The sequence below is a fragment of the Pseudomonas sp. A39 genome, from assembly GCF_058145955.1.
Window position 1 is genome coordinate 22893 of the sequence record NZ_JBYVMD010000046.1, and the last position, 21146, is coordinate 44038.

Here is a 21146-nt window from a genome sequence, read left to right on the forward strand (position 1 = left end):
CAGTTTCCCACCTCTTTTACGCTATAATCCCGCCCTTTAGCTGTTTCCTGCCCAGGCGGGAAGCACACTTTTTTCAGGCGCAACCCGCCTGCATGCAGACTAAAAGAGGCTAGACCCCTGTGGCATTGACGATTCTTGGCCTGTCCGGCGCCCTTAGCCATGATCCTTCCGCAGCCTTGTATATCGACGGCAAGCTGATCGCGGCCGCCGAAGAAGAGCGCTTCGTGCGCGACAAACATGCAAAGAACCGCATGCCCTACGAGTCGGCGAAGTTCTGCCTGGAGCAGGCCGGCATCAAGCCTTCCGACGTTGACGTGGTGGCGATCCCGTTCGCCCCGATCAGCCTGTTCGGCGAGGCGCGCTGGCACTACGCCAAACGTTACTGGTACGCCCCGGACCGCGCCCTCGACGCGATCCTGATGGGCAACCGTCGCTACAAGCGCTATCGCAACAAGATCGTCTGGTGCCTGGAGCAACTGGGCTTCGATCCGAAGAAAATCAAGATCGAGCCGGTTGAACACCACCTGGCCCACGCTTCCAGCGCCTACCACTGTTCCGGCTTCCAGGAAAAAACCGCGATCCTCGGTATCGACGGTAAAGGTGAGTACGCCACCACGTTCTTCGGCTACGGCGAAAACGGCAAGATCCACAAGATCAAGGAATTCTACGATCCGGACTCCCTCGGCGGCCTGTACGGCGCGATCACCGAGTTCCTCGGTTTCGAAATGCTCGACGGTGAGTTCAAGGTCATGGGCATGGCGCCGTACGGCGACGCCAGCAAATACGACTTCTCGCGCCTGGCCTCCTTTGAAAACGGCGAACTGGTGATCAACACCGACTACGCCAACGTCATCGGCCTGCGCCGTTATAAAGAGAAGGGCAAGGGTTTCTACTTCTCGCCCAAACTGATCGAGTGGCTGGGTCCGAAGCGCGAAGGCGATATCGCCGACGAACCGTACATCCACTACGCGGCCAGCATGCAGGCGCTGTTCGAGAAGCTGGCCCTGCAGATGATCGACCACTACCTGGGCGACATCCTCAAGGACACCGGCAAGCTGGCCTTCGCCGGCGGTTGTGCACTGAACGTCAAGCTGAACCAGAAGATCATCGCCCGTGACGACGTGAAAGAGCTGTTCGTGCAGCCGGCGTCCGGCGATGCCGGCACCGCGGTAGGTGCGGCGGCCTATGTGTCCCACGCCCGTGGTGTGCCGGTCGAGAAGATGGAACACGTCTACCTCGGCCCGTCCTACAGCAACGAAGACGTGATTGCCGCGTGCGCCAAGCACGAGAGCAAGCCGAACTGGCGCAAGATCGAAAACATGCCTAAGCGCATCGCCAAGATCATGGTCGACGGCAACCCGGTGGCCTGGTTCCAGGGGCGCATGGAGTTTGGCCCGCGTGCCTTGGGCGGTCGTTCGATCATCGGTTGCCCTAGCGCTACCGGCGTGGCTGACCGCATCAACCACCAAATCAAGTTCCGCGAGCGCTGGAGGCCTTTCTGCCCGTCGATGCTCGACACCGTGGCCCCGCAGATGATCAAGGTCGATCACCCGGCGCCGTTCATGACCTTCACCTTTGAAGTGTCGGAAGAGTGGAAAACCCGCGTGCCGGAAGTGGTCCACGAAGATGGTACCTCCCGCGCCCAGGTGCTCAAGCGCGAGTACAACCCGCGCTACTACGACATGATGAAAGAGCTGGAAGTACTGACCGGTAACGGCGTGTCGCTGAACACCTCGCTCAACCGTCGTGGCGAAGCGATGATCTGCTCGCCGACCGACGCGCTGAACATGTTCTTCGGCTCTGACTTGCAGTACCTGATCATGGAAGACATCCTGGTCGTCAAGGACGGCGTGGACCCTTATGACGCTGTGGTCTAAATGCTGAACCGCTTCCAGGCTTGGCGTGAGCGTGGCTGGGCGCCTGTCGAGGCCGAGGTTTACGCCCAGGCCTGGCAGCGGTTTGGCGGCAGCGTGGCGACCCATCCGCAGGTTGTCGAGCGGTTGGCGGACCTGGCGCAGATTCCGGTGCGTTACCTGGGCTGGGAACAGGACGGCGAACTCAAGGGGGCAATTGCCACCTGGGGACGCGACCTGGCCCTGTCCAAGGACGTGCTCAAGCGCAGCGGCAAGAAAGGCCTGTTTGACCTCGGCAATGCCGAGATCATCCTGCCGATCGCCGCCGATGCGCAGTTGCCGGTGCGCCATCGTGGGCGTTACTTGTCAGCGCTGAACGAGGGCCGCATCAGCACCCTCAAGCCGCAGGCCGAGCAGTTGGCCATGGCGCGCACCCCCGAAGACCTGTCGAAGAAATTTCGCTACAACCAGCGCCGCGAATTGCGTCTGCTGGAAGAGGCGGGTGGCGTGGTGCGGGCGGTGAATGAGTTTTCCAGTACGGAACTGGCGGCCATCTACTGCGATCTGTTCCAGCGCCGCTGGGGTTTCCCCGCCACTGGCGCCGAGCGCCTGGCTGAGGTGCTGGCGTTGCTCAAGGATTTCCTGATGGGCTCGGTGCTGTTTCTCAACGATGCGCCGATTGCCGTGCAGCTGGTGTATCGCGTCGAGTCGCCTGAGTGGGTCAGCATTGAATACGTCAACGGCGGTGTCGACCCTGAAACCCGTGCATTCAGCCCCGGCAGCGTACTGAGTTTTCTCAATACGCAAAGCGCCTGGGAACAGGCGCGGGCGGTGGAGAAACCGCTGCGCTTTTCCTTCGGGCGTGCCGACCGCGAGTACAAGGAGCGCTGGTGCAACCCAGTGCCGGTGTTCAGCGTATGAGCCGTAAACAGCAACTGCTCAAGCGCCACCGCCGCAATAAACGCATTGCGCTGCTGATCGGCCTGCTGGTGTTGATTGCGGCCGGTGTGCTGGTGGCCTGGTGGCTGCCGTTGATCCTCGCGATTGTGCTGTGGGTGGCCCATGAAGCCTGGTTTGCCGACCATCTGTTTTATTCGCCCAAGGATGACTACCACTACCGTTTTGCGTCGAGTGGCCAGCAGGTCGGCTTGCGTCTGGAAGGCGGCAAGTTGCTCGCCGATTCGCCGCTCGAGCTGGCTGGCGATGAAACGCTGATCGTCGAAGTACAGCTCAAAAGCAACCTATGGGGCCGTTTCTTTGATCCTGCGGTTGAGTTTCTGGACGATCGCCAGGCGTTCGAGCGCGGCGTGGCCGGCAAGCGTTACCTCAACCTCACCGGTTCGGCGGCGGCATTGGCCGGCGGTGAACTGCGCCTGCGCGGTCGTTTTTGCCGCGTGATCGGCCAGCCTGTCTTGTGGGTCTTTCGTCAGCCGGACGCTGCCCGTCAGCGGGTGATGGTGATCGCGCCCCATGCCGACGATGCCGAACTGGCCGCCTTCGGCCTGTATGGCCAGGCCGATGAAAGCTGGATCGTGACCCTGACCGCCGGTGAAATCGAGGCCGAACACTATCAGCAGATGGGCATGCCCACGGCTGAAGCGGCGCGGATCAAAGGGCGCCTGCGTGCCTGGGACAGCATTGCCGTGCCGCGTTGGGCCGGCGTGCCCGAGGCGCACTGCGTGCAGTTGGGGTACTTTTGCCTGCAGCTGCCGGCTATGCGCGACGCCCCCGATCAGCCCCAGGTCTCGCGCGAAGCGCAGCTGGACGATACGCGGCTGTTCCGCCAGTTCAATGCCTTGGCGTTGCCGGGCGATGTGGACGGCGCGCCGACCTGGGACAACCTGATTGCCGACCTGCGCGCCGTGCTGCTCAAGGCGCGCCCCGAGGTGATTGTGTTGCCGACGCCGGTGCTCGACCCTCACCCGGACCATATTTGTGCACACACTGCGGTGGTGCAAGCGTTGCAGGGGCTTGAGTGGCAACCGGGTACCTTGCTCGGCTATGCCAACCATCTGCATGATAATGACCGCTGGCCCATGGGTGATTCAGGCGCCGGCATCGCTTTGCCGCCGCAGTTCGATGCCGCCCAGGTGCTTGAGCCTTATTGCCGGGTGCTGAGCCTGAGCCAGCAGCAAGACAAGGCCATGGCGTTGGGCATGATGCATGACCTGCAGCCCCGTGCGCCGTTCAAGCGTCGGGTACGTCGCCTGTTGCAGCAATTACTGGCGGGGCGTGGTCCATCGCCTTACGGCGAGAACGAATTTTTCCGCAAGGCCGTGCGCCGTCACGAGCTGCTTTGGGTGCTGAAGCAGGACTGAAATTGAATTTTTTCGTCGGGCTGCCCGCGTGTAGCAGCCCGATTGCCTCATGGAGTGATATGAAGCCTCGTTTCAAGGTTTTGCAGTTGCAGCCGGACTACAACGTCAAGCTCAATGATTTCGCCGACCTCGGCGAGCAGATCGTCAAGGCGCTGCCGACGGAGCGCTTTGAGGTGACGTCGGCCTTTCTCAGCGGGCGACCGCAGCCGGGCCAACCGTTGAGCGTGGCGGACCACTCCAAGTATTTCGAGTTTCCCGAGAAGGCGCTCAAGGGCATTCGCCTGGGCGCCATGTGGGAAATCTACAAGTATTGCCGCGAGCAGAAGTTTGACGTGGTCATCTGTAACCGCTTCAAATCAGTGAACATGATGCTGTCCCTCAACCGCTGGTTGAAGATCCCATTGTGCATCGGGATCTCCCATGGTTTTGGCGAGTACGAGCGCGCCTATCGCCGGCGTCAGACCCGCCGGTTGGCCAGCCCTGCCTGGCGGTTTGTCGGGGTGTCGGCGGCGGTCAGGGATTACCTGGTCGGCCTCAACTGCGGCTTCACCCGCGAGAACACCACCTTCGTCACCAACGCCATCGATATTCCCCAGGCCGAAGCCTTGCAGCTGCCGCGTGAGCAAGCGCGCCAGGCACTCGGGCTGCCGCTCGACGCACGGATCATCGGTGCGCTGGGGCGCCTGGTGCCGATCAAGGGCCATACGCACCTGCTGCAGGCGTTTGCCCGTCTCAAGGACAAATACCCCAATGCCCAGGTCGGCATCATCGGTTCCGGCCGTGCCGAAGCAGACTTGCGTGCGGACATCGAGCGCCTGGGCCTCACCGGCCGCGCGCACCTGCTGGGCTTTCGCGAAGACGGTCTCAAGTATGTGCGCGCCTTCGATATCTGGACCATGCCTTCCTTGCTTGAAGGCCTGGGCCTGGCGCTGCTGGAAGGCATGAGCGGGCGCTTGCCGGTGATTGCTTCCAACGGGCCGGCCATGCTGCCGCTGGTGGAAGGGGCGGGCGGTTTGTCCCACGAGCCCGGCAATGTCGAGCAACTGACAGTGGCCCTGGACACTTACCTGGCCATGAGTGACGAACAATTGCGTGCCAAGGGTGAACAGGTGTTCCGTTACCTGGAAGAAAACCACGCCCTGGCCGAATTCCAGCAAAAGTACCTGAACCTCATTGAAACCGGTTTGAAAGAAGTAGGTAGAGCATGACAGCGCAGCAACCCCTGGTCTCGGTGATTATCGCGTCCTACAACCACGGCCGGTATATCGAAGAGAGCATCCTCAGTGTGCTTGGCCAGACGTACCCGAATATCGAGCTGCTGGTGGTGGACGACGGCTCCAAGGATGACAGTGTCGAGCGCATCCAGCGGCTGCAGGCCGAGCACGGTTTTGATTTCCAGGTGCAGCAGAACCAGGGCCTCACCGCCACGCTCAATGGTGCCATCGCCCGCGCCAAGGGCAGCCTGATCGCCCCGTTCGGGTCGGATGACATCATGTTGCCGGACCGCATCGCCACCCAGGTGGCCTACATGGAAGGCAAGCCAACGGTGGGGATGTGTGCGGGTAACATCGAGCTGATCGATGGCGACGGTAACCTGCACCCGGAGAAAAAACAGCGCCGCGACGTGCCGTTCCGCAGCCTGGATTTCGACGACATGTTCATGGACCGCAAGCCTTTTCCGCCGGCGCCGACCATGCTGATTCGCCGGGAAGTGCTGGAGGAAGTCGGTGGGTTCGATCCGCAGATTCCCCTTGAAGACCTGCTGATCCAATTGAAAATCACCGCCGCGGGCTACACCATCGACGCCCTCGGCGTGGTGATGGCGCGCTATCGGCAGCATGCGGCCAACACCTACAAGAACCACCGCTACATGATCCAGAACATTCTCAAGACCTACGCCAAGTTCAGCGATCACCCGGCCTATGACGCGGTGCGCTACAACTTCCTGAACTCGATGTTCCTCAAGACGGCCGATCGTGATCGGCCACTCGCGCGGGAGATCCTCAAGCAGATCCCGCTGAAGTTCTGGGGGCGCAAGACCTTGCGCGGGTTGGTGCGGTTATATCTGGCGCCCCTCAAGAAGTGAGGTAGCGAGGGGAATGAAAAAGGCGACTATCAGCAGTGATAGTCGCCTTTTTTATCAGGCGGCGGGACTGGCCAATGCCAGCACTTGCTCACGGATCTTGGCTGTGGCGCCTTGGCTGGCAACGGACGCATAACCTTTGGCGAGCTGTTCGAAGTGTGTCTCGAACAACCAGGCGCGGTCCTGCGGGTAGCGTTGCATATGGCGCAGGTTGCGCTGGCGCAAAGCATTGCGCAGCGGCGACGGGAAGATGCGCAGGTCGGCGATATCGATCAGGCCGAACTCCCCGTCATCCATCAGCAGCACATTACCCAAGTGCAGTGAGCGGAAGTACACGCCGCGCTCATGCAGCTGGGCCATGAACTGGCCGAAGCGTTCGATCAGCGACTCGCGCAGGCTGCTGTCCAGGCTTTGCAGGGCCTGGCGCAGGGTCAGTCCGGGCAGTGGCGTGTAGCTGACGGCGCTGCTGGCGTCGCGCAGACCATAGAGGCCCAGGATCTGCGGTGTGGGGATGCCCAGAGTGCGCAATTGCTCGGCGTTGCTGGCAAACCGTTCGGAGTAGGGGTTGAAACTGCCCGAGGTGTACCAGCGGCGCGGACGGAAGGTCTTCAGGAAGCGGCCGTCGGCCAGACGCAGCACCTTGGGCCCCAGGCCGTCGGCTTCAATCACCTGGGCATCGCTGCACAGTCGGTCGAAAGCCTCGGGCTTGAGCGTTTGCACCGGCATGCGCAGCACGCTGCGGCGGCGCTGGGCGATGCTCAGGCCGGCGATGATGGCCAGCGGGATCCACAGCAGGAACCAATGCTCCTTGGGCCGCGACAGGATGCCACCGCCCTCGGTCAGCCCGGCGCCGATACCGTAGGTGAGCAGGGAGGACGCCAGGATGAACAGTGGCTGGGCGCGTTCTTTCAGGCCTTTGTAGAGTCCCCAGCCGATCATGAAGATCCATGGGATAAAGCCGATGATGCCGACGTAATACAGCACGCCCAGGGCAAAGCTGTGCGGTTCGCGCAGTTCGTAGCCGTCGGCCAGGGTCAGGTACAGCTCGGAATCGTAGCTGTGGCCGATCCATGGGTGTTCGGCGATGCGTTGCAGCGACATGCCCCAGAGCTCGAAGCGGAACGAGCTGCCGCGGTTGGTGATCAGCTCCGGGTAGAACAGCAGGAGCCCCGCGGCGCCCAGGACCATGCCGGCGATCAGCAGGGCCGAGCGGCGGTTGCGGCTGACGAAGGTCATCCAGAGAATGGTCAGGGTCAGCGCGACCAGTGGCGTGCGCGAACCGGTGGCCAGCACCGTCAAGGTCATGATTGCCAGGGCTGGAATGCTGAACCACAGCACCTGCAGGCGCTGGGTGGTCATGCAGATGTACAGCCAGTAGACGCAGAAAAAGCCGAAAACGTGGGAGCTCAGCAGCGGGTTGTCGAGGGCGCCACGGCCACCGATCATGCGCATGCCCGTGCCGGGTTCAAAACCCTTGGAGAACGCCACGAGGTTGCACACGCATACCACCAGCGCAATCACGGCGGCGCTGAAGAAGACTGGCTTGAACAGCTCATTGCGGTAGTGCAGCAATAGCCCGCAGCCGGCAAACAGCATGAAGGTGTGCAGTGGGCGCTTGAACAGGTCGGTGTCGGCGTGATGCTCCGGGCTCCAGAGCAGGCTGGTCAGCGCCCAGGCGGAAAACACCAGGAACGCGATCGCCAGAGGCTCGCGCAGCAATTCCTTGAGTTCCCTGGGGCGCAGGCACAGCAGCAACAGGGTGGGAGCACTGAACAGGCCGTAGTAGAACTTGTGCAGCACATTGCGATTGGTGACGAAGAACAGCGAGCTCAGCAGCAACAACAAGCCAATGGGCAAAATCCACAGGACCAGGAAGTCGAAAACGCGATTTGAGCCATAGATCAGGCGCTTGGAGTGCATACAGTAAAAGCCATTCCAGATTGAGAAAGCCGACCATCTTAAAGTAGTGGCTATATAATGTCGCCGGTTGGATCCAACCGGGCTACGGGTCATGCAGGGTGCAAGTACAACAGAGAAGCTGTGCTAAAGTCAGCCTCCTTTTTCAAAACGCCGCGTGATATGACCGACTCCAGTCCGAGCGCAAGCCCTTCGAGCTTGAAAATATACTTCCGCCTGCTCAGTTACGTTAAGCCTTATGCCGGCTTGTTCGCATTGAGTATCGTCGGATTTCTGATTTTCGCGTCGACCCAGCCAATGCTGGGGTACATCCTCAAGTACTTCGTCGACGGCCTTTCCAACCCTGAAGCCGTGCTGTTCCCCAGCGTGCCATTCCTGCGCGACCTGCAATTGCTGCAAGCCGTGCCGCTGCTGATCATCCTGATTGCCGCCTGGCAAGGCCTCGGTTCGTTCCTGGGCAACTACCTGCTGGCCAAGGTTTCCCTGGGCCTGGTCCATGACCTGCGCGTGCAGTTGTTCAACAACTTGCTGACGCTGCCCAACCGCTACTTTGACAATCACAACTCCGGGCACCTTATTTCACGCATCACCTTCAACGTGACCATGGTCACGGGGGCGGCGACCGATGCGATCAAGGTGGTGATCCGTGAAGGCATGACGGTGATCTTCCTGTTTGCCTCGCTGCTGTACATGAACTGGCGCCTGACGCTGGTGATGATCGCCATCCTGCCGTTGATCGCGGTGATGGTGAGCACGGCCAGCAAGAAATTCCGCAAGCAGAGCAAGAAGATCCAGGTGGCCATGGGCGACGTCACGCACGTCGCCTCGGAAACCATCCAGGGCTACCGCGTGGTGCGCAGCTTCGGGGGTGAGGTCTACGAGGAAAAACGCTTCCTCAAGGCCAGCCAGAGCAACACCGACAAGCAACTGCGCATGACCCGCACCGGGGCGATCTACACGCCAGCGCTGCAACTGGTGATCTACACCGCCATGGCGGTGCTGATGTTCCTGGTCCTTTATCTGCGTGGCGATGCTTCGGCCGGTGACATGGTGGCCTACATCACCCTGGCCGGCCTGCTGCCCAAGCCGATTCGCCAGCTCTCGGAAGTCAGCTCGACCATCCAAAAGGGTGTGGCGGGTGCTGAAAGCATCTTCGAACAGCTGGACGAAGACGTTGAAATCGACAACGGCACCGTCGAGCGTGACAAGGTCAGCGGTCGTCTTGATGTGCGCAACCTGAACTTCACCTACCCCGGCACCGAACGCCATGTGCTCAAGGACATCAGCTTTACCGCCGAGCCTGGGCAGATGATCGCGCTGGTCGGGCGCTCGGGCAGCGGTAAATCGACCCTGGCCAGCCTGATCCCGCGTTTCTACCACCATGCCAGCGGTGAAATCCTGCTGGACGGCGTCGAGATCGAAGACTACAAGCTGCTCAACCTGCGCAAGCACATCGCCCAGGTGACCCAGCACGTGACGCTGTTCAGCGACACGGTGACCAACAACATCGCCTACGGCGACCTGGCCGGCGCGCCACGGGCGGACGTTGAAGCGGCAGCGGCGGATGCCAATGCCAAGGACTTCATCGACCAACTGCCCAAGGGCTTCGACACCCAGGTTGGCGAAAACGGCGTATTGCTGTCCGGTGGCCAACGCCAGCGCCTGGCGATTGCCCGTGCCTTGCTGAAGAACGCGCCGTTGCTGATTCTCGACGAGGCCACCTCGGCCCTCGACACCGAGTCCGAGCGGCACATTCAGGCGGCGCTGGACAAGGTCATGCAAGGCCGCACCACCCTGGTGATCGCGCACCGTTTGTCCACCATCGAGAAGGCCGACCTGATCCTGGTGATGGACGACGGCCGGATCGTCGAGCGTGGCACCCACAGCGAGCTGCTGGCGCAGAACGGCTACTACGCCCGCCTGCACGCCATGGGCCTGGATGCGCCGGTGTCGGCTGACATCACCTGATCCAATGGCTGCACAAGCCTCATGTGTGCGGGCTTCCTGTAGTGAGCGGGCTTGCCCCGCGCTGGGCTGCGAAGCAGCCCCATTGGGTCTTCAATGTACCCGCCGGGAGGGGCCCGTCGAATCCTTGCCCCGCCCCTCACCACAGCAAGCCCGCTCCCCCATTTGACCCTCAGTGGATTCACTGCTCCACAAGCCTCCTGTAACCCTGTGCTAATATCGCGCCCCTGTTCATTTTGTATGTGGGTTGCTCCATGAAGTTGTCCATGCCGCGATTCGATCAAGCCCCTGTCTTGGTGGTCGGCGATGTCATGCTCGACCGTTACTGGCATGGCGGTACCTCACGGATTTCCCCTGAGGCGCCGGTACCGGTAGTCAAGGTCGAGCAAATCGAAGACCGTCCAGGTGGCGCTGCCAACGTTGCCCTTAATATTGCCGCCCTCGGCGCCCCGGCCTCCCTGGTCGGTGTGACCGGCGACGACGAAGCCGCCGAAAGCCTGGCCAACAGCTTGCGCGGTGCTGGCGTGCGCGCACTGTTCCAGCGCATTGCCCACCAGCCGACCATCGTCAAGCTGCGGGTCATGAGCCGTCACCAGCAATTGCTGCGTATCGATTTTGAAGAACCCTTCGCCACCGACGCCCTGGCCCTGAACGGTCAGGTCGACGAGTTGCTCGAAGGCGTCAAGGTGCTGGTGTTGTCGGACTACGGCAAAGGCGCCTTGAAGAACCACCAGGAACTGATCCAGGCCGCCAAGGCCAAGGGCATCCCGGTATTGGCCGATCCCAAGGGCAAGGACTTCTCGATTTATCGTGGAGCCAGCCTGATCACGCCTAATCTCAGCGAGTTCGAAGCCATCGTCGGCGGTTGCGCCGATGAGCACGACCTGGTGACCAAGGGCGCGGCGCTGATGGCCGACCTCGACCTGGGCGCCTTGCTGGTGACCCGTGGTGAGCACGGCATGACTTTGCTGCGCCCCGGCCACCCGGCCATGCACTTGCCAGCACGGGCCCGTGAAGTGTTCGACGTCACCGGCGCTGGCGACACCGTGATTTCCACCTTGGCCGCCTCGATTGCGGCGGGTGAAGAACTGCCCCACGCCGTGGCCCTGGCCAACCTGGCGGCGGGTATCGTGGTGGGCAAGTTGGGTACCGCCGCGATCAGCGCGCCTGAATTGCGCCGTGCGATCCAGCGTTCCGAAGGTTCGGAACGTGGTGTGCTGACCATCGAGCAACTGCTGCTGGCGATTGACGATGCGCGTGCCCACAACGAAAGCATTGTGTTCACCAACGGCTGCTTCGACATCCTGCACGCCGGTCACGTGACTTACCTTGAACAAGCACGTGCCCAAGGCGATCGCCTGATCGTTGCGGTCAACGACGACGCTTCGGTGAGCCGCCTGAAAGGCCCTGGCCGCCCGATCAACAGTGTCGACCGGCGCATGGCCGTGCTGGCTGGCCTGGGCGCGGTGGACTGGGTGATCAGCTTCCCGGAAGCGACCCCGGAAAACCTGCTGGCCCAGGTCAAGCCGGATGTGCTGGTCAAAGGCGGCGATTATTCCGTCGACCAGGTCGTGGGGGCAGATATCGTCAGTGCCTACGGTGGCAAGGTCAAAGTACTGGGCTTGGTCGAGAACAGCTCGACCACCGCCATTGTCGAGAAGATCCGCAACAATGAGTAAGCAGGTTCTTATCACCGGCGGCGCCGGTTTTATCGGCTCGCACCTGGTCGATGCGCTGCTTGCCAAGGGCTACGGCGTGCGGGTGCTGGACAACCTGTCCACCGGCAAGCGCAGTAACTTGCCGTTGCACGATCCGCGCGTCGAACTGCTGGAAGGTGATGTGGCCGATGCCGATTTGGTAGCCCGTGCTGCCGTCGGCGCAACGGCGGTGGTGCACCTGGCGGCCGTGGCCTCGGTGCAGGCGTCAGTGGATGACCCGGTCAGCACGCACCAGAGCAATTTCGTCGGCACCTTGAATGTCTGCGAAGCCATGCGCAAAGCAGGCGTCAAACGCGTGGTGTATGCCTCCAGCGCTGCGGTGTATGGCAACAACGGCGAGGGTGCTTCGATTGACGAAGAGACCACCAAGGCGCCGTTGACGCCCTATGCGTCCGATAAGTTGGCCAGCGAGCACTACTTCGACTTCTACCGCCGCCAGCACGGTCTGGAGCCGGTGATCTTCCGCTTCTTTAATATCTTCGGGCCACGCCAGGATCCTTCATCGCCGTACTCCGGCGTGATCAGTATCTTCAGCGAGCGCGTGCAGCAGGGCGTGCCGATTGCCGTGTTTGGCGATGGCGAGCAAACCCGTGACTTCATGTACGTGGAAGACCTGGTGGATGTGCTGGTGCAGGCCATCGAAGCGCCAGCCGCGCCGCTGGGCGCAATCAATGTGGGTTGGAACCGCACCACTACGCTCAAGCAAGTGTTGCAGGCTTTGGAGGAAGTGGTGGGCACATTGCCGACTATCACTTACGGGCCGGCGCGCTCTGGTGATATCCGCCACTCGCGGGCGAATAACCAGCGCTTGCTGGCGAACTTCACGCTGCCCGAGCCCACCCCGTTGAAGGTCGGACTGGAACGCTTGCTCAACGGCTGACGCGATTCGTAGTGAGCGGGCTTGCCCCGCGCTGGGTGGCGCAGCCACCCCAAACCCGACAACGCGGTGTACCTGACACAATGAGGCGGCCCTGTTGGGGCGGCTTCGCCACCCAGCGCGGGGCAAGCCCGCTCACTACAGTCCTTAGCCCTTGGTTTGCGTAGCCAAGCCCGCTCACTACAGTCCTTAGCCCGTGGTTTGCGTAGCCAATCCCCTCACGGGCGAATAACCAGCGCTTGCTCAACGGCTGACACGATGTGTAGTGAGCGAGCTTGCCTCGCGCTGGGTGGCGCAGCCACCCCAAACCCGACAACGCAGTGTGCCTGACACAATGAGGCGGCCCTGTTTGGGGCGGCTTCGCCACCCGGCGCGGGGCAAGCCCGCTCACTACAGTCCTTAGCCCTTGGTTTGCGTAGCCAATCCCCTCACGGGCGAATAACCAGCGCTTGCTCAACGGCTGGCACGATGTGTAGTGAGCGGGCTTGCCCCGCGCTGGGTGGCGCAGCCACCCCAAACCCGACAACGCGGTGTACCTGACACAATGAGGCGGCCCTGTTGGGGCGGCTTCGCCACCCAGCGCGGGGCAAGCCCGCTCACTACAGTCCTTAGCCCTTGGTTTGCGTAGCCAAGCCCGCTCACTACAGTCCTTAGCCCGTGGTTTGCGTAGCCAATCCCCTCACGGGCGAATAACCAGCGCTTGCTCAACGGCTGACACGATGTGTAGTGAGCGAGCTTGCCTCGCGCTGGGTGGCGCAGCCACCCCAAACCCGACAACGCAGTGTGCCTGACACAATGAGGCGGCCCTGTTTGGGGCGGCTTCGCCACCCGGCGCGGGGCAAGCCCGCTCACTACAGTCTGATTCAGCCCTTGGCTTTTTTCTTCGGCACGATCTTGCGCAGTACCCGTTGGGCCAGGCGCTTTAGTTTCGATTCTTTCTCAGGCGCTGCCAGGCCTTGCTGGCGCAGCCAATCCTTCCAGCGAATCCGCTCCTCACGCACCAGCCAGCCTTCCTGCTGGGCGAAGCTTTCCGCCAGGTACAAACCCCGCGTGCTCGCCGGGTACAGCTGGTCTTTCTTGACCGTGTAGAGCTCAGCCTGGGGTTGGCCGTCTTTCAGCGGCATCAGGTAGAGGTCGGGGCGCTGACGGTCGAGGCGGGCAACCAGTTGGTCGCCTTCCAGGCGCTCGTCCACATGGAACAAACTCAGGGATTTGGCTTCCTTGGGGACTTCAAGACGCAGGTCGTAAATCAATTGCAGCGATGCGGTGGGCAAGTGCACATAGGCGCGCGGGCGTTCGATCAACTGCGTGGTGGCGCATCGAACCGGGCGGGCTGCACCGGACAGCGGGCTGAGGCGAAAGGGCAGGGCTTCGCGGTAATGCAGCGCGGCCGAGTAGGGCGCCGGCAGCCACGTGTCGTTGAAGCGCCCGCTGAGCCAGCCTTCCGGGGTCTCCAGCAGGCATTCTTCGGCAATTTCCTGGATGGCGGTGTGCAGCGGCAGGTTCAGTTCATGGGCGGGCACGTAGCCGGAGATCAGCTTGAGCACCACGTCGCCACGGTCCTGCCGGCGCTGGCGCACCAGCACCCAGTAGTCCTTGTTTTGCCAATGCAGGGTGAGGCGCACCGACACGCCGAGGTTGGCCAGTTCCAGGGCGAAACGCTCGGGGTCGGCCACTTCCACCGGCTTGCGCCGTTGCAGGGTCTGGGCAAAGTTGAGCGGCATGCCGACGCTCTGGTAGCTCAGGCCTTCGGGGGTGGCTTCGACGTGCAGCGGCAGTGTTTTAAAGTTGCTAGGGTTTTTTCTTATGAGCGTTCGCGGCATGTCGGCTCCTTCTTGCGACGGGGTCGGCCGCGTCGGCGGCATCAGAGTTGACGAATGACTTGGGCAGCGGTCGCCACGTTATGGGCCAGGTGCAGCGGATTAATGGTCCCGACAATAGCACTGGCGACGCCCGTTTGCGCAAACAACAACATGAAACTGGCACGAATTGGATCCATTCCCGGCTCCAGGCACACGTGGCCGCTGGCCAGGGCTTTTTTCACCAGGATGCCCTTGCCGTGTGCCGCTGCATACTCAATGACGGCTTTCTCGGCCTGTTCGTTCAGATTGTAGGTGACCATGGCGCAATCGCCCTGTTCCAGAGCCTTCACGCCGCCCTCGACGGTTTTCCCGGAGAAGCCGAAACCACGGATCTTGCCTTCCTGCTTCAGCGCCGCCAGCGTGTCGTACACCTCGCAGTCGTTGAGGATGTGCAGGTCGTTGCCGTCGGAGTGCACCAGCACCAGGTCGATAAAATCAGTTTCAAGTCGTTTCAAGCTGCGCTCGATGGACATCCGCGTGTGAGCGGCGCTGAAGTCATGGCTGGACGCGCCATTCTCGAACTCTTCACCGACCTTGCTGACAATCACCCAGTCCTTGCGCTGGTCACGCAGCAGCGGTCCCAGGCGTTCCTCGCTCATGCCATAGGCGGGCGCGGTATCGATCAGGTTGATCCCCAGTTCGCGAGCCTGGCGCAACAGCATGCGGGCTTCGTCGTCACCGGGAATCTGGAAGCCACTGGGGTATTTGACCCCTTGGTCGCGCCCCAGCTTCACGGTGCCCAGGCCCAGCGGCGAGACCAACAGGCCGGTGCTGCCCAGGGGGCGATGCAGGTCGTGCAGGGTGGGTAGGCTCATGGCAACAGTTGCTCCCAGGCAGGTACGCCCATGGCGGGTTTTGGCAGGTCGGGCAACGGCTCGCTGGCGCTTGGGCGGATGCCGTCACGTTCAAGGCTGCCGATGACGCGATCAGCGAAGTCCGGTGCCAACGCCAGTTTGGTCGGCCAGCCCACGAGCAGGCGGTCTTGCTCGGCGAGGAAGGCGTTGTCGGGGCGGCTCAGGCCCGATTGCAGCGGCTCGGCACGGTCGACGCGCAGCGTGGCCCATTGGATCTGGCTCATGTCGATCCACGGCAGCAATTGCGCCAGCTCTTTCTGGGCCGTGGCGATCTGTTCCTGCGGTGTGCGGGCCACGCCATCGGCCTCGGCGATGTCGCCGCCCATGTACCAGACCCAGTTGCCATCCGCCGCCGGGTGCGTGGTGACGGTGATGCGCGGCTTGGTGCCGCCGCCCAGGCAGTGCGCGTACAGCGGTTTCAGGCCGGGGCCTTTGGCGATGATCATGTGCAAGGGGCGCGTCTGCATGGCCGGCTGGCTCAGGCCCAGCGCGGACAGCAGATCAGCCGTGCCGGCGCCGGCACTCAGCACGATGCGCTGGGCGCGGATCTCGCGACCGTCGACCTTCAGGCCTACCAGTGCGTCGCCTTCGCGCAACGGTTCGATGTGTTGCCCGGCAAGCAAACCATCGCCGGCCAGTTGCGCCAGGCGATCAATCAGGCTCGGCACATCGATGACCAGCTCCGCCAGGCGATAGACCTTGCCCTTGAAGCGGCGGTCTTGCAGGGCCGGGGGCAGGTCGTCGCCCTTGACCTGGTCGACACGGCCGCGCACGGCCTTGCTGGCGAAAAAACTGGTGAGGTTGCCGGCGAGGGTGCCGGGGGACCACAGGTAATGCGCTTCGGACAGCAAGCGCACGCCGGACAGGTCCAGCTCGCCACTGCCCGCCAACGCTTCACGCCAGCGGCGCGGCATATCGGCAATGGCTTCGGAAGCGCCGGTGAGCGCGCCGTGCAGGGCGTATTTCGCACCGCCGTGAATAATCCCCTGGGACTTCACGCTTTGCCCGCCCCCCAAGGTGGCGCTTTCCACCACCACCGTGGAAAACCCCTGGCGGCGCAGGCGCGCATTCAGCCAGAGGCCGGCAACCCCGGCGCCGACAATCAGAACGTCGGTGGAAATAACGGATGGCATGGGCGACCTCAGTGTTCAAGACAAGAGGCGCAGTATACAGGCTGTTGAGAGGTGGTCAGTGCCCGGCGGTTTTCGAGAACAACTGAATCACTACCACGCCCAGCACAATCAGGCCCATCCCCAGCATCGCCGGAATATCCAGCTTCTGCCCGTAGATAAACAGCGCCGCGATGCTCACCATCACAATGCCCATCCCGGCCCACACCGCGTAGGCCACGCCCACCGGCACCGTGCGCACGACCAGCGTCAGCATCCAGAACGCCACGCCGTAGCCGACGATCACCAGCAGCAGTGGGATCGGCGTGCTCCAGCCCTTGATGGCTTTCATGGAAACGGTGGCGATCACTTCCGAGCAGATGGCAATGGCCAGGTAGCAGTAAGCGGCGTTCATGGGTCAATCCTCGGGGTAATGCAATCAGATAAGGCTGGCATTCTAGCCTTCAATCAGATGGGGTAAAGTCATTACCTATCCGAATTAGAGATGGGTTGAACCATGAGCGTGCAATGGGATCTGGAGCAGATGCGCCTGTTTGTCAGCGTCGCCGAGCAGCGTTCGTTTTCGGCGGTAGCGCGCCAGCAGCGCAAGGCCCAATCGGCGGTCAGTAACGCGATTGCGATGCTGGAGACGGACCTGGGCGTGAGCCTGTTCGAGCGTAGCAGCGGCCGCCAGCCGCGGCTGACCGAAGCCGGCAGCGTGTTGCTGGAGGAAGCGCGCGAAGTGCTGCGCCAGTGCGAGCGGCTCAATGGCCGGGCGCTGTCATTGACACGCGGCGAGGAGGCTTGCCTGCGCCTGGCCCAGGATGAAGCGATGTTGTTCCAGCCGGTGCTCGATAGCCTGGAGGCACTGGCCGTGCAATACCCGTTGCTGGAGGTGCAACTGTCCAGCGCGGCCCAGGGCGATGTGGCGCGCAAACTGGTGGAGCGCCAGGCTGATTTAGGCTTGCTGTTCTACCACGACCAGATCCCCGAAGCCCTCGAACGGCGGGTGGTCGGCAGCGTGGAGATGGTCACCGTGTGCGGCGTGAATCACCCGCTGGCCAAGGAAACGTACGTGACCTGCCAGCGCCTGGCGCAGTTCCGGCAGTTGCTGATGTCGACCCAGACCAGTGTCTACCCCGGCAGCGAAGCGGCCAGTCCGCTGGTGTGGCGTGCCGACAGTTTCTACGTGCTGGCCGAATGGTTGATGAGTGGCCTGGGCTGGGCCTGGCTGCCCCGGCATATCGTGCAGTACCCGACCTATCAGCAACAGATGGTGGAACTGGACAGCGAATGGACGCCGCCGGCCCTGGTGGTGGAGCTGGTGTGGCGGCGCGACGAGCATCTGGGGCCCGCCGCGCGCTTCCTGGCCAAACGATTTGCCGAGTGCTTGCAGGCGATCGACTGAAAAAGCCGATAAACTCCGCCGCCATGAATAGAACTCTCTACAGCTGTCTGTTTTACCTGGCGCTGCCCTTGGTGGCTTTACGTCTGTGGCTGCGCGCGCGCAAGGCGCCGGCCTACGCCAAGCGCGTTGGCGAGCGCTTCTCCTATGGCTTGCCGGTGATGCAGCCGGGCGGGATCTGGGTGCATGCGGTATCGGTGGGCGAAAGCATCGCTGCCGCGCCGATGGTGCGCGGGTTGCTGGAACGCTATCCGACGTTGCCGATCACCGTTACCTGCATGACGCCGACCGGTTCCGAGCGCATCCAGGCACTGTTTGCCAATGAACCTCGAATTCAGCACTGCTACTTGCCCTATGACTTGCCGTGCGCCGCCAAGCGTTTCCTTGATCGTGTGCAGCCGAAACTGGCGGTGATCATGGAAACCGAGCTGTGGCCCAACCATATCCACGCCTGCGCCCAGCGCGGCATTCCGGTGGCATTGGCGAATGCGCGGTTGTCGGCGCGCTCGGCCAAGGGCTACGCGCGCTTTGCCAAGCTGACGGCGCCGATGCTGTCTGAGATGAGCTTGTTCGCCGTGCAGACGCAGACCGAAGCCCAGCGCTTCCTGAGCCTCGGCGCCCGACCGGAAACCGTTGAAGTCACCGGCTCGATCAAGTTCGACCTGACCATCGACCCCCAGTTACCGGTGCGTGCGGCGGCGTTGCGCGAGCAATGGGGCGCCAGCGAGCGTCCGGTGTGGATCGCCGCCAGCACCCATGAAGGTGAAGATGAAGTGGTGCTGGCCGCCCATCGTCAACTGCTCGAAAGCTATCCTAACGCGCTGCTGATCCTGGTGCCGCGTCACCAGGAACGCTTCGGCCCGATGTTCGAACTGTGTGAGCAGCAAGGTTTTACCACGGTGCGTCGTTCCAGCGGCGAGCCGGTCACGGCGGGCACTTCGGTGTTGCTCGGCGACACCATGGGCGAGCTGCTGTTTCTCTATGCCTTGGCCGACAGCGCCTTTGTCGGCGGTAGCCTGGTGGCGACCGGTGGGCATAACCCGCTGGAGCCGGCCGCGCTGGCCAAGCCGGTGATGATGGGCCCCCACGTGTTCAACTTCCTCGAAATCACCGCGATGATGCGTGAAGCGGGTGCATTGCGAGAAGTGGAGGACGCTGAAGGATTGGCTGAGGCCGTACGGCAGTTGTTCGAACTGCCGCAGGATGCCCGCAAGATGGCGCAGGCGGGGCTCAAGGTGATGCAGGCCAACCAGGGCGCGTTGAGGCGTTTACTGGATGGTTTAGGTCGACTGCTAGCTAACTGAATCACCACCTAATCAAATGTGGGAGGGGGCTTGCCCCCGATGGCGGTAGATCAGTCACCTATACAGTGCCTGACACTCTGCTATCGGGGCAAGCCCCCTCCCACATGGGTTTGCAGTGGATTCAGTTGGCGGGGCGGGCCTTGAGCTGTTCGGCCGCCGCCTTGGCCAGGTCCGGCGGCAGGAAGTCGCGGTCGGGGTTGTAGTCAGCCTTGAGGTAGCGCGCCAAGTCCTGCAGGTCACCTGGGTTCAAGGTGCCCGCCGCCTGCTTCAAGCGCAGGTTGTCGAGGATGTAGTCATAGCGGCTGTTGTTGTAGTTGCGCACCGATGCGTAGAGCTGGCGTTGGGAATCCAAGACGTCGACGATGTTGCGCGTCCCCACCTGGTAACCGATTTCCGTGGCTTCCACCGCGCTCTGGTTGGAGATGATCGACTGGCGGCGTGCCTGTACCTGTTCCACATCGGTGTTCACCGCACGGTGCAGGTTGCGGGTGTTTTCCACCACCTGGCGGCGCAGGCCTTCGCGCTGTTGCTCGGTCTGGCCCAGGCGCGAGTAGGATTCACGCACTTGTGAACTGGTCAGCCCACCGCTGTAGAGCGGGATGTTCAGGCGCAGGCCGATGGTGCGTTGTTCCACATCGCCGCGATAGGGGGTGCCGAAGGCATTCGGGTTGCTGAAACCAAGGGCGTCGTTATCGCCTTTTTCATATTGCGCCACTGCGTCGAGCGTCGGGGCATGCCCGGCCTTGCGCTGCTTGAGGGTTTCTTCGGCGGCGGTAACGGCGTAGTTGCTGGCGAGCAGGTTAAGGTTCTGGCGGCCGGCGGTTTCAACCCAGGCCTTGGCGTCGTTTGGCAGCGGCGGTAGCACCGGCAGCGTGTGGACGATGCCCTGGATCGAGTTGTACTGGCGGTTGGTCAGGGTGATCAGTGCTTCAAAGGCGTCTTCCACTTGGCGCTGGGCCAGGATCCGATTGGCACGGGCAGTGTCGTAGCTGGCTTGGGATTGCAGCACGTCGGTCTTGTCCGACAGGCCCACGTCAAAGCGCTCGTTGGACTGGTCCAGCTGGCGCTTGAAGGCGTTTTCTTCGGCCTTGGTCGAGGCCAGGTTGTCTTGGGCGCGCAGCACGGCAAAGTAGCTTTCGGCGCTTTGCAGGATCAGGTTTTGTTCCGTGGCCGACAATTGCAGCGCGGCCTGTTCGTTGGTGGCCTCGGCAGCCTGCAACTGGAACCAGCGGTCGGCGCGGAACAGCGGCTGGCTCAAGGTCGCGCGCCAGGAATGCGCATCGCGGTTGGCGGTGGCGGCCGGGGTGTCGATCTGGGTGCGCACGTTGTTGATATCGGCACCGCCCGACAGGTTGGGCAGCAGCCCGGCACGGGCCTGGGGCACCACTTCTTTTTGCGCGCCGTACTGGGCGCGGGCAGCGGCCAGGTCGGCGTTGTTGTCCACCGCTTCCTGGTAGACGCTGACCAAATCAGTTTTGGCGGACAAGGGCGCTTCAGCTGCCCAGACCATTCCGTTGGTCGCACAAGACACGGCGAGAGCCAGTGAAAGTTTGCGCAGCATGAGGCGATCCCTAGTTTGAATATTACGATTGTAATTTGGCGCTCAAGGCTAAGTCGGCGAACGCCTAGCGTCAAGGGCTTGAGCAGTCACCGAGTGTAGTGGCGCGATCACCACACAACAATCCTGCAAAAGAGCCATTCATCACGCTGAATGCACCGCCATTGGCAATTTCCCCATGGCATGGTCTAGACTGGCCGCGTTCTTGTCGGGGTGCCTTGTTGGAAGGCTGAGATCGGTAAATACCGGATCCCGTTGAACCTGATCAGGTTAGCGCCTGCGTAGGGAACAAGATTTCTCGTCACCCGGCGAGTCCTCTTGTG

16 protein-coding genes and 1 riboswitch are annotated in these 21146 nt (G+C 62.3%); of the genes, 10 read left to right on the forward strand and 6 right to left on the reverse strand.

The features are described from left to right. The first annotated feature begins 119 nt into the window (after window positions 1-119). From AC3ZU9_RS25990 to AC3ZU9_RS26010, 5 genes are read left to right on the forward strand one after another with little or no spacing between them, the layout of a single operon-like run. Window positions 120-1877, forward strand: coding sequence for a carbamoyltransferase family protein (locus AC3ZU9_RS25990; RefSeq protein WP_003187998.1), 1758 nt, complete (start codon window positions 120-122; stop codon window positions 1875-1877). Continuing rightward, on the forward strand, window positions 1878-2774 hold the full coding sequence (locus AC3ZU9_RS25995; RefSeq protein ID WP_102061126.1) for an antimicrobial resistance protein Mig-14: 897 nt from the start codon (window positions 1878-1880) through the stop codon (window positions 2772-2774). Then, window positions 2771-4171 (forward strand): PIG-L deacetylase family protein, encoded by a 1401-nt coding sequence (locus AC3ZU9_RS26000; protein WP_490091534.1) that lies wholly within the window; start codon window positions 2771-2773, stop codon window positions 4169-4171. Before AC3ZU9_RS25995 ends, AC3ZU9_RS26000 begins: the two co-directional genes overlap by 4 nt. A 59-nt stretch (window positions 4172-4230) precedes the next feature. Beyond that, window positions 4231-5379, forward strand: a complete 1149-nt coding sequence (locus AC3ZU9_RS26005; protein WP_490091535.1) for a glycosyltransferase — start codon at window positions 4231-4233, stop codon at window positions 5377-5379. Next, complete coding sequence (locus AC3ZU9_RS26010) at window positions 5376-6257, forward strand: glycosyltransferase (protein ID WP_102061128.1); 882 nt, start codon at window positions 5376-5378, stop codon at window positions 6255-6257. Before AC3ZU9_RS26005 ends, AC3ZU9_RS26010 begins: the two co-directional genes overlap by 4 nt. 54 nt (window positions 6258-6311) lie before the next feature. On the opposite strand, the gene AC3ZU9_RS26015 is transcribed toward AC3ZU9_RS26010, so the two are convergent. After that, window positions 6312-8174: an O-antigen ligase family protein gene (locus AC3ZU9_RS26015; RefSeq protein WP_490091536.1), complete on the reverse strand. Its 1863-nt coding sequence runs from the start codon at window positions 8172-8174 to the stop codon at window positions 6312-6314. Window positions 8175-8333: 159 nt separating this feature from the next. Here AC3ZU9_RS26015 and msbA point away from each other — a divergent pair, with 159 nt between their 5' ends. The 3 genes from msbA to AC3ZU9_RS26030 all read left to right on the forward strand — a co-directional run bounded on the left by msbA (window position 8334) and on the right by AC3ZU9_RS26030 (window position 12734). Next, the gene (msbA, locus tag AC3ZU9_RS26020; protein ID WP_012721879.1) at window positions 8334-10139 is read left to right on the forward strand and encodes a lipid A export permease/ATP-binding protein MsbA; all 1806 of its coding nucleotides are present in this window, start codon (window positions 8334-8336) and stop codon (window positions 10137-10139) included. A 251-nt stretch (window positions 10140-10390) separates the two neighbouring features. Then, window positions 10391-11815 (forward strand): bifunctional D-glycero-beta-D-manno-heptose-7-phosphate kinase/D-glycero-beta-D-manno-heptose 1-phosphate adenylyltransferase HldE, encoded by a 1425-nt coding sequence (hldE, locus tag AC3ZU9_RS26025; RefSeq protein ID WP_012721880.1) that lies wholly within the window; start codon window positions 10391-10393, stop codon window positions 11813-11815. After that, complete coding sequence (locus tag AC3ZU9_RS26030) at window positions 11808-12734, forward strand: NAD-dependent epimerase/dehydratase family protein (protein WP_490091537.1); 927 nt, start codon at window positions 11808-11810, stop codon at window positions 12732-12734. The genes hldE and AC3ZU9_RS26030 overlap by 8 nt, the downstream gene beginning before the upstream one ends. An 860-nt stretch (window positions 12735-13594) precedes the next feature. On the opposite strand, the gene AC3ZU9_RS26035 is transcribed toward AC3ZU9_RS26030, so the two are convergent. From AC3ZU9_RS26035 to AC3ZU9_RS26050, 4 genes are read right to left on the reverse strand one after another with little or no spacing between them, the layout of a single operon-like run. Further along, a complete protein-coding gene (locus AC3ZU9_RS26035) occupies window positions 13595-14554 on the reverse strand; it encodes a hypothetical protein (RefSeq protein WP_012721882.1) in 960 nt (319 codons plus the stop codon). Between the two features lie 41 nt (window positions 14555-14595). Beyond that, window positions 14596-15408, reverse strand: coding sequence for an aldo/keto reductase (locus AC3ZU9_RS26040; RefSeq protein WP_012721883.1), 813 nt, complete (start codon window positions 15406-15408; stop codon window positions 14596-14598). Beyond that, window positions 15405-16580 carry an NAD(P)/FAD-dependent oxidoreductase gene (locus AC3ZU9_RS26045; protein WP_490091538.1) on the reverse strand — a complete coding sequence of 392 codons (1176 nt, stop codon included), beginning with the start codon at window positions 16578-16580 and terminating at the stop codon, window positions 15405-15407. Before AC3ZU9_RS26045 ends, AC3ZU9_RS26040 begins: the two co-directional genes overlap by 4 nt. Window positions 16581-16635: 55 nt before the next feature. Further along, window positions 16636-16971, reverse strand: a complete 336-nt coding sequence (locus AC3ZU9_RS26050) for a DMT family transporter (RefSeq protein WP_012721885.1) — start codon at window positions 16969-16971, stop codon at window positions 16636-16638. A gap of 102 nt (window positions 16972-17073) precedes the next feature. On the opposite strand from AC3ZU9_RS26050, the gene AC3ZU9_RS26055 reads away from it, so the two are divergent. Both AC3ZU9_RS26055 and waaA read left to right on the forward strand, forming a co-directional pair. Beyond that, window positions 17074-17964: a LysR family transcriptional regulator gene (locus AC3ZU9_RS26055; protein WP_012721886.1), complete on the forward strand. Its 891-nt coding sequence runs from the start codon at window positions 17074-17076 to the stop codon at window positions 17962-17964. A 23-nt stretch (window positions 17965-17987) separates the two neighbouring features. Further along, complete coding sequence (gene waaA, locus AC3ZU9_RS26060) at window positions 17988-19265, forward strand: lipid IV(A) 3-deoxy-D-manno-octulosonic acid transferase (RefSeq protein WP_320400152.1); 1278 nt, start codon at window positions 17988-17990, stop codon at window positions 19263-19265. A 121-nt stretch (window positions 19266-19386) separates the two neighbouring features. Here the strand turns inward: waaA and AC3ZU9_RS26065 are convergent, their stop codons facing one another. Further along, window positions 19387-20826: a TolC family outer membrane protein gene (locus tag AC3ZU9_RS26065; protein ID WP_012721888.1), complete on the reverse strand. Its 1440-nt coding sequence runs from the start codon at window positions 20824-20826 to the stop codon at window positions 19387-19389. A gap of 196 nt (window positions 20827-21022) precedes the next feature. Then, a riboswitch (TPP riboswitch) is annotated at window positions 21023-21128 on the forward strand. Window positions 21129-21146: the final 18 nt, after the last annotated feature.

Bases quoted from the DNA above. Each gene is read 5' to 3' on its own strand.
- waaA (WP_320400152.1), top strand. From the start codon at position 17,988: ATGAATAGAACTCTCTACAGCTGTCTGTTTTACCTGGCGCTGCCCTTG.
- AC3ZU9_RS26065 (WP_012721888.1), bottom strand. From the start codon at position 20,826: ATGCTGCGCAAACTTTCACTGGCTCTCGCCGTGTCTTGTGCGACCAAC.
- AC3ZU9_RS26030 (WP_490091537.1), top strand. From the start codon at position 11,808: ATGAGTAAGCAGGTTCTTATCACCGGCGGCGCCGGTTTTATCGGCTCG.
- hldE (WP_012721880.1), top strand. From the start codon at position 10,391: ATGAAGTTGTCCATGCCGCGATTCGATCAAGCCCCTGTCTTGGTGGTC.
- AC3ZU9_RS26010 (WP_102061128.1), top strand. From the start codon at position 5,376: ATGACAGCGCAGCAACCCCTGGTCTCGGTGATTATCGCGTCCTACAAC.
- AC3ZU9_RS26000 (WP_490091534.1), top strand. From the start codon at position 2,771: ATGAGCCGTAAACAGCAACTGCTCAAGCGCCACCGCCGCAATAAACGC.
- AC3ZU9_RS25995 (WP_102061126.1), top strand. From the start codon at position 1,878: ATGCTGAACCGCTTCCAGGCTTGGCGTGAGCGTGGCTGGGCGCCTGTC.
- msbA (WP_012721879.1), top strand. From the start codon at position 8,334: ATGACCGACTCCAGTCCGAGCGCAAGCCCTTCGAGCTTGAAAATATAC.
- AC3ZU9_RS26005 (WP_490091535.1), top strand. From the start codon at position 4,231: ATGAAGCCTCGTTTCAAGGTTTTGCAGTTGCAGCCGGACTACAACGTC.
- AC3ZU9_RS26050 (WP_012721885.1), bottom strand. From the start codon at position 16,971: ATGAACGCCGCTTACTGCTACCTGGCCATTGCCATCTGCTCGGAAGTG.
- AC3ZU9_RS26045 (WP_490091538.1), bottom strand. From the start codon at position 16,580: ATGCCATCCGTTATTTCCACCGACGTTCTGATTGTCGGCGCCGGGGTT.
- AC3ZU9_RS26040 (WP_012721883.1), bottom strand. From the start codon at position 15,408: ATGAGCCTACCCACCCTGCACGACCTGCATCGCCCCCTGGGCAGCACC.
- AC3ZU9_RS26015 (WP_490091536.1), bottom strand. From the start codon at position 8,174: ATGCACTCCAAGCGCCTGATCTATGGCTCAAATCGCGTTTTCGACTTC.
- AC3ZU9_RS26055 (WP_012721886.1), top strand. From the start codon at position 17,074: ATGAGCGTGCAATGGGATCTGGAGCAGATGCGCCTGTTTGTCAGCGTC.
- AC3ZU9_RS26035 (WP_012721882.1), bottom strand. From the start codon at position 14,554: ATGCCGCGAACGCTCATAAGAAAAAACCCTAGCAACTTTAAAACACTG.